The organism is Candidatus Protofrankia californiensis (genome assembly GCF_900634765.1).
Lineage (GTDB): Bacteria > Actinomycetota > Actinomycetes > Frankiales > Frankiaceae > Protofrankia > Protofrankia californiensis.
In genome coordinates this window covers 1,216-7,413 of the sequence record NZ_CAAAFT010000049.1, presented here as the reverse complement: position 1 = coordinate 7,413, position 6,198 = coordinate 1,216, and the positions used below count along the sequence as shown (strand labels likewise).

At 67.6% G+C, this 6,198-nt stretch carries 6 protein-coding genes and 1 pseudogene; 2 read left to right on the top strand and 5 right to left on the bottom strand.

The annotated features are described in order from the left end of the window. Positions 1-123: 123 nt before the first annotated feature. Positions 124-669, top strand: coding sequence for a PrgI family protein (locus tag DD1DGNOD_RS28655; protein ID WP_241255420.1), 546 nt, complete (start codon positions 124-126; stop codon positions 667-669). 165 nt (positions 670-834) lie between these two features. Here the strand turns inward: DD1DGNOD_RS28655 and DD1DGNOD_RS02565 are convergent, their stop codons facing one another. From DD1DGNOD_RS02565 to DD1DGNOD_RS02545, 5 genes are all read right to left on the bottom strand, one after another. After that, positions 835-1,578, bottom strand: coding sequence for an ABC transporter ATP-binding protein (locus tag DD1DGNOD_RS02565; protein ID WP_131769357.1), 744 nt, complete (start codon positions 1,576-1,578; stop codon positions 835-837). Then, complete coding sequence (locus tag DD1DGNOD_RS02560; protein ID WP_241251164.1) at positions 1,575-2,405, bottom strand: ABC transporter permease; 831 nt, start codon at positions 2,403-2,405, stop codon at positions 1,575-1,577. Before DD1DGNOD_RS02560 ends, DD1DGNOD_RS02565 begins: the two co-directional genes overlap by 4 nt. Positions 2,406-2,412: 7 nt before the next feature. Then, on the bottom strand, positions 2,413-3,471 hold the full coding sequence (locus DD1DGNOD_RS28650) for an ABC transporter substrate-binding protein (protein WP_165034695.1): 1,059 nt from the start codon (positions 3,469-3,471) through the stop codon (positions 2,413-2,415). A gap of 29 nt (positions 3,472-3,500) precedes the next feature. Beyond that, positions 3,501-4,478, bottom strand: coding sequence for a TauD/TfdA dioxygenase family protein (locus tag DD1DGNOD_RS02550; RefSeq protein ID WP_131764996.1), 978 nt, complete (start codon positions 4,476-4,478; stop codon positions 3,501-3,503). Positions 4,479-4,716: 238 nt separating this feature from the next. Continuing rightward, a complete protein-coding gene (locus DD1DGNOD_RS02545; RefSeq protein ID WP_131764995.1) occupies positions 4,717-5,343 on the bottom strand; it encodes a TetR/AcrR family transcriptional regulator in 627 nt (208 codons plus the stop codon). 114 nt (positions 5,344-5,457) lie between these two features. On the opposite strand from DD1DGNOD_RS02545, the pseudogene DD1DGNOD_RS02540 reads away from it, so the two are divergent. Then, a pseudogene (locus tag DD1DGNOD_RS02540) lies at positions 5,458-5,751 on the top strand (type I restriction enzyme subunit R domain-containing protein); the annotation flags it as partial. Positions 5,752-6,198: the final 447 nt, after the last annotated feature.

Genomic DNA, 6,198 nt, shown 5'->3' with positions numbered 1-6,198 from the left:
ACACCGGCCCCACGGCCGACACCGCCGCCAGCGCGGCCGGTGCCGCCGCGCTACCGGCAGCTGATGTTGCCGAACATGCCCCGCTGCACCCGCCCACCCCAGAACGGAAGGTGATCATCCGCGATGACGCACCCCGTAAGGATTCCCGCCGACGTCGATCGTGAGGACCGCATCGTCGCGAACCTGACCGCCCGGCAGGTGCTGATCCTCGCGCTCACCGGCATCGCCGTCTACCTTGGCTGGGCCGCGACCCGCAGCCTGGTACCGCTGCCGGTGTTCGCGCTGCTCGCCGTGCCGGTCGCGGCCGGCGCCGGTGTCCTCGTGCTGGGCCAGCGCGACGGGCTGTCCCTCGACCGGATGTTGGTCGCCGCGATCCGTCAGCGGACCAGCCCTCGGCACCGCATCAACGCCCCCGAAGGCGTGCTCCCGCCGCCGTCCTGGCTGGCCACCCGCGCTACGAGCAGCTCGCGCGACCTGTCCCCGTCACGGCCACGCACTTCGTGGCGCGCAACGACACCAGCCAACTCGCCGCACTCGTCACGCCGGAGCGTGGGTCATCGCCACAGCCAGCCCGCGCAGTACCACGGCAGTCCGCCAGCTCGGGGCCGACCAGATCATCGACTACACCACCACGCCCCTCAGAGACGGGCTAGATGCACGCTGGGGTGAGTGGACAGCGACCCACCGCTGTCGTGGTCGTACGACGACCAACCTGGATGCCGCCTCGGAGACGTGCACGTCCACCAGATCCGGAAACTCGCCGATCTCGGATTCGGCGGGAGACCGTGGGGAAAAGGACCTGCCCAGCAGAAACCTCGCATCCGGATCGCCAGTTCAGCCGTCGTCGACCCCGAGCAGACGCAGGAGGGTCGCGCGCTGCGCGGCGAACGTCGTGCTGGTGCGCGAGCGGGGCCGGCCCTGGTCGATGGGGACATCGGCGACAAGGACTCCCCGATCAAGGACGACGACGCGGTCGGCGAGCAGGATCGCCTCGTCGACGTCGTGGGTGACGAGGAGGACCGCCGGCCGGTGTCGGGCGCAGAGTTCCAGCAACAACGTGTGCATCGTTGAGCGCGTGAGGGCGTCGAGTGCGCCGAAGGGCTCGTCGAGCAGGAGCAGTTCGGGCTCCCGGACAAGCGCTCGGGCCAGCGCCACCCGCTGCGCCTCGCCGCCGGAGAGCGTGACCGGCCACGCGCGCTCATGCCCGCGCAGACCGACCTCGCGCAGCGCCTGACGTCCGAGTTCCGCCGCGTCAGGCCCGCGGAGCCCAACGGTGACGTTGGGCAGGACCCGTGACCACGGCAGCAGCCGCGGCTCCTGGAAGACGATCGACCGTCGCGGGGCGACCAGGACCTCGCCCGTGACGTCGGGGTCGAACCCGGCCAGGCAGCGCAACAGCGTGCTCTTGCCCGATCCGCTGCGGCCGACGAGCGCGACGAACTCGTTCGGCCGGACGGTGAGATCAAGTCCGGCCAGGACGGCGCGGCCGCCGAAGGACCGGTGGATGTCGTGGAGATGGACGGCGGCAACGGCCGGGGCCGCCGCGACGATCCTCGGCGTCGGCGTGAGCTGCGTCATGTTCCCTCGAAACCACGGCGCCACGAGAGTAGAAGGCGTTCCAGGCCGCGGACCAGGGCGTCGCCGACGAATCCCAGCAGGCCGTAGATCACCACGATCACCAGCAGCACCTTCGTCTGCCCGATGGTCTGTGCCTGATTCATCAGGTAGCCGAGCCCTCGGTAGGTGTTGATTGTCTCGGCGAAGATCAGCATCAGCCAGGCCGTGCCGACCGCCCAGCGCAGCCCGACGAGGAATCCGGCCACCGACCCGGGCAGTATCACCCGGGATATAAGGCCGAGCCGGTTCAGGCCGAACATCTGACCGGCCTCGATGAGCTTGGCGTCGACGCCGCGTATGGCAGCGAACGTGTTGGTGTAGATTGGAAATGCGACGCCTATGACGATAAGCACGATCTTTGTCTTCTCGCCGATACCGACCCACATGACGAGAAGGGGGAGAAGGGCGATCACGGGTAGCGTCCGCAACACGTTCATCGCCGAGTCGATGACGTGCTCGCCGCGCCGGTAGAGGCCGGCGAGCGCCGCGAGTGACAGCCCGATCGCGACCCCGATCGCAAGGCCCAGCGCCACCCGGTAGAGCGATGCCGACAGGTGGCGCGGCAGGACGCCGCTTCGACAGAGGTCGATCCCGGTCTGGACCACCGCGAGCGGTGAGGGCAGCTGGGATGCCGGCATGAGGCCGAAGCCGCTCACCGCGGCCCAGGCCGCGAGGAGCACGGCCGGCCCGAGAGCTCTGGGCAGGCCGCGCAGCCAGCGCGGGAGCCGGCCACCGCGGCGGTGCTCGTCGCGTGGGTCGATCAGGGAGATCGCGAGGTCTGCCACCACGGCCGCGTCACCCCTTGGCCAGGCTGGCGGAGAGGTCCGCGTTGAACGACGAGTCGAACAGCCGGGCGACGTCGAGGCCGGCGGGTAGCGATCCGGCCTTGGTGAGCAGGCCGCCCTGTAGCTCAAGGGCATCGCGATCCCCGTCGGTCGGGGCCGCGAAGGTCAGGGGGCCCTGCCGGGTGAACACCGCCGCGCCGGTTTCGTGGGTCAGCCCGAGCTGTTTGACGAAGAAGCTGTCGATCCACGCGTCGGAGTGGGTGGCTGTCCATTTGCTGGCCCGGTGCAGACGGATGATGAGATCGAGGATCGCCGCGTGACGGGCCGGGTCGCTGATCGCGTCCTGGCTGGCGACGAGCAGGGTCCGCATGACCACGGGCGACGCCAGCGAGGTCGCTCCCCGGTGCAGCGCGAGATATGTCTGGGCCGAGAATGCCGCCTCGACCGCCGCGTCGGCGTCACCGGATTCGACCGCGGCCAGCCGGGAGGTGGATGGCACGTCCACGATGGTGACGTCGTTGCGGGTGAGGCCGGCGGCGTCCAGGACCTGGAGCAGGTAGCCCTCGGCCGCCGTCCTCTTTGTGATCGCGATGCGTTTTCCGCGCAGATCCGCCGGGTTCCTGATGTCGCCGTCCTGATCGGTGACGACCGTCAGCTGCGTGTTGGGCCGGTATGCCGCGACGCCGACGATGACAATGTCGGTCCTGGCGGCAAGGGCATTGAGAACCGGAGTGTCACCGTAGGTCGCCAGATCAATCTTTTTTGCGGCGAAGGCGGCGTTGATCTCCGGGCCGCCGCCCGCGAAGTTGGCGAACTTGGCCGTGTAGGGTAGGCCGTCGCCAGCGCCGGACAACTCGAGCGGGAGCTCGATCTGCTTGAGCTGGTCACCGATCCGCAGCGTCGTGCCGCGCGGGGCCGCGGAAGCGGAGCCGACCGGGCCGGAGGCCGATCGCGCGGGGCCGTCGGACGCGCAGCCGGCCAGCACCGCACCCAGGAGTACGAGGCTGAGGGCCCAGACGAAGGGCCGGAGCCGTCGTCGAGAAGACGGCTTGTCGGGTCTGCCCGTCATGGGCGCTGCCTTCGTTGCGTGGCCCGACATCACGAGTTCGGCTCCTCCGCGAGAAACGCCCCGCCGAGCACCGACTCGGACCGGCGGCCGTCCGGGCCCACGGGGACGTCGCCCTCGAGCGTCACGCGATACAGCACCCGCTCGTAGTCCACGTGGTCGAGATCGCGGGCCAGACCCTGGTGATGGGCCGCCCGGTTGTCCCAGAACGCCACACTGCCCGGCGCCCAGCGGAACCGCGTCGTGTACTCGATCCGGCCGATGTGCTCGTAGAAAAGATCAAGAATCCGCTCGCTGTCCTGCTTGCGGTCGAAACCGATGATCTCACGGTCATGGACGGTGAAGGCCGGACTCACCCACAGCGCCTTCTCGCCGGTCTCGGGGTGCACCCGCACGACCGGGTGAATCGTGACGAGCGGATTGTCCGCCATCAGTTTGGTGTGCGGGTCCTTCGCGCCGAGGTACTGCGCGGTGTTCGTCGTGCTGTGCTTGACCCACAGGATGTCCGCGAGGTCGCGCAACGCCGGCGGAAGTCCCTCATAGGCCGCGACGAGGTTCGTCCACACCGTGTCGCCGCCATATTGTGGAACAACGTGAGCGCGCAGCACCGACCCCCACGGTGGGTTGACGAGGGCGGTGATGTCGCTGTGCCAGCGGGCGTCATAGGCGAACTGACGCGGCCCGCCCCGCCGCTCGATCTTTCCCGAGTCGATCGTCAGTATCTCGGGAAACCCGTCGACGGAATAGGGGTTGTGCACATGGGAGGGCGTGACCCGGCCGAATCGGCGGGCAAACGCGATCTGCTCCGCGTGGCCGATGTGCTGGTCGCGAAAGAAGACCACCTTCCACCGCAGCAGCGCCGCGCGAATATCGGCCACCACCTCGTCGGCCAGTTCCTCGCCCAGGTCGACGCCGAATATCTCGGCGCCGATCAAGCCGGTCAGGGGGCGTACCTCCAGGCCCGCATCCGTCGATGACGGCGCATGATCCCGGGCGTCCACAGCGGTCATGAGCAGTTCCTTCGCGACGAGGGAATGGGTGAGCCCACACCAGGGCGGCCCCGGATCAGGATCCGAGGTTCCGCCGGCCCGTAACTCTGAGCAGTAACTCTACTAAACTCATGGGTTTAGGCAAGCTATGTGACTAATGCCATGCTCCGCCCAAAGCTGCACCTATCCGTGTCCGAAAAAATACTCTGAGTAATATTCTTCGCCCGCAGCGCACCACACTGGAGCCGTTCGTGCTCGATCAGGGCCTGTAGGCGTCCGCGATCAGGTGGGCGCTCTGCTCCACGACCGAGCGAATCTCCACCGCCTCGATCGGCTTCGTGCCGAGCGAGGTCACGGTCCAGATCTGATCTCGCAGCAGAGCCAGGAACTGGGTGGCAGCGAGCGAGGGATCCGCGACACGGAGCAGTTCACGATCGGCCAGGCGGCGCAGACGCGCCGAAAGCAGCTCGACGAACTCCGTGTTGGCCGTGACCCGGTAGGTGTTGTGCAGGTCCGGGAAGCGGGTCATCTCAGCGAAGATCAGGCGCCGCACCACCAGCGAGCGATCCCGGCAAAAGCGCTCGGCCCAGACACGACCGACAGCGCACAGATCCTCATACGCGTCCGTCGCCAGGTCGGGCAACGCCCTGAACGCTTCGGCCAGCTCGGACATGCCCTGGTCATTGTTCAGCTGCAGGACCGCGCGCAACAGCCCTTCCTTGTTGCCGACCAGGCTGTAGATTGTCGGCTTCGACACGGCCGCGCGGCGGGCGACTTCGTCAATCGTCGCCGCCGTGTACCCCACCTCGGCGAACAGCGCGAATCCCGCCTCGAGGATTGCCTCCCGCTTCCCCGCCCAGCGACGCTGCTCAGTACCCGCTGTCATTGCCCAGGCTGCGAGCCGAGGTAGGAGACGAGTTGAATCGCCTCAACCCTGATATGATCTCCGTCATCTGTATCTGATCACCACCCACGCACCGTACCGCGCTGTCGGCACACCCGTGTGGCCCAGTTCGAGAAGGAGGTCAAGGAGAAGTTCATCCGGGAGCCGGGCCAGATGCGGCTACTCATCGTAGTCGACAAGCTCCTGACCGGCTTCGACGCACCGAGCGCCACCTACCTGTACATCGACAAGAAGATGCGCAACCACGGCCTGTTCCAGGCCATCTGCCGGGTTAATCGCCTGGATGGCGACGACAAGACCTACGGCTACATCGTCGACTACCGCGACCTGTTCAACTCCCTGAATAAGGCCATCACCGACTACACGTCGGGCGCGTTGGACGGCTACGAGAGTGGGCGGCGGTGCGGCTTGCCGGCGTCCGGAAATCGGGGCTGTCCACCCTGTGGCGCCCGGGGTTCGGGCAGCTCGCCGCGCTGGTCGCCGTCACCCTTCCCGGTTTTCTCTTCGTCCTGATCCCGGGGTGTGTCGTCCTCGCCGCGCTCTCCGTCTTCTACCTCGCCGAGTCCTTCTCCTTCCTGCTCCTGAAGATCGTCGGTAAGCGGACGCCGACCGGGGAATCGATAAAAAAGATCAACCCTCCGTCATTCCGGTGGACGCCGTTGTAGAGATTCCGCATCTTCCACGGGCCGGTGCCGAACGGCCCGTGGGTGTTCGCGCACCGCGCTTGTCGACCTGGCGTCGCCCGGTGGCTGAACTGCCGTCACCGACCGGTGGCCGAAGGTGTCGAGAGTCGTCCCATGCGACGACACCTGTTAGCAGTGGCCCTTGCCGCGACCG

Coding starts and splice junctions, on each gene's coding strand:
- DD1DGNOD_RS02565 (WP_131769357.1), bottom strand. CDS start 1,578: ATGACGCAGCTCACGCCGACGCCGAGGATCGTCGCGGCGGCCCCGGCC.
- DD1DGNOD_RS02550 (WP_131764996.1), bottom strand. CDS start 4,478: ATGACCGCTGTGGACGCCCGGGATCATGCGCCGTCATCGACGGATGCG.
- DD1DGNOD_RS28650 (WP_165034695.1), bottom strand. CDS start 3,471: ATGACGGGCAGACCCGACAAGCCGTCTTCTCGACGACGGCTCCGGCCC.
- DD1DGNOD_RS02545 (WP_131764995.1), bottom strand. CDS start 5,343: ATGACAGCGGGTACTGAGCAGCGTCGCTGGGCGGGGAAGCGGGAGGCA.
- DD1DGNOD_RS28655 (WP_241255420.1), top strand. CDS start 124: ATGACGCACCCCGTAAGGATTCCCGCCGACGTCGATCGTGAGGACCGC.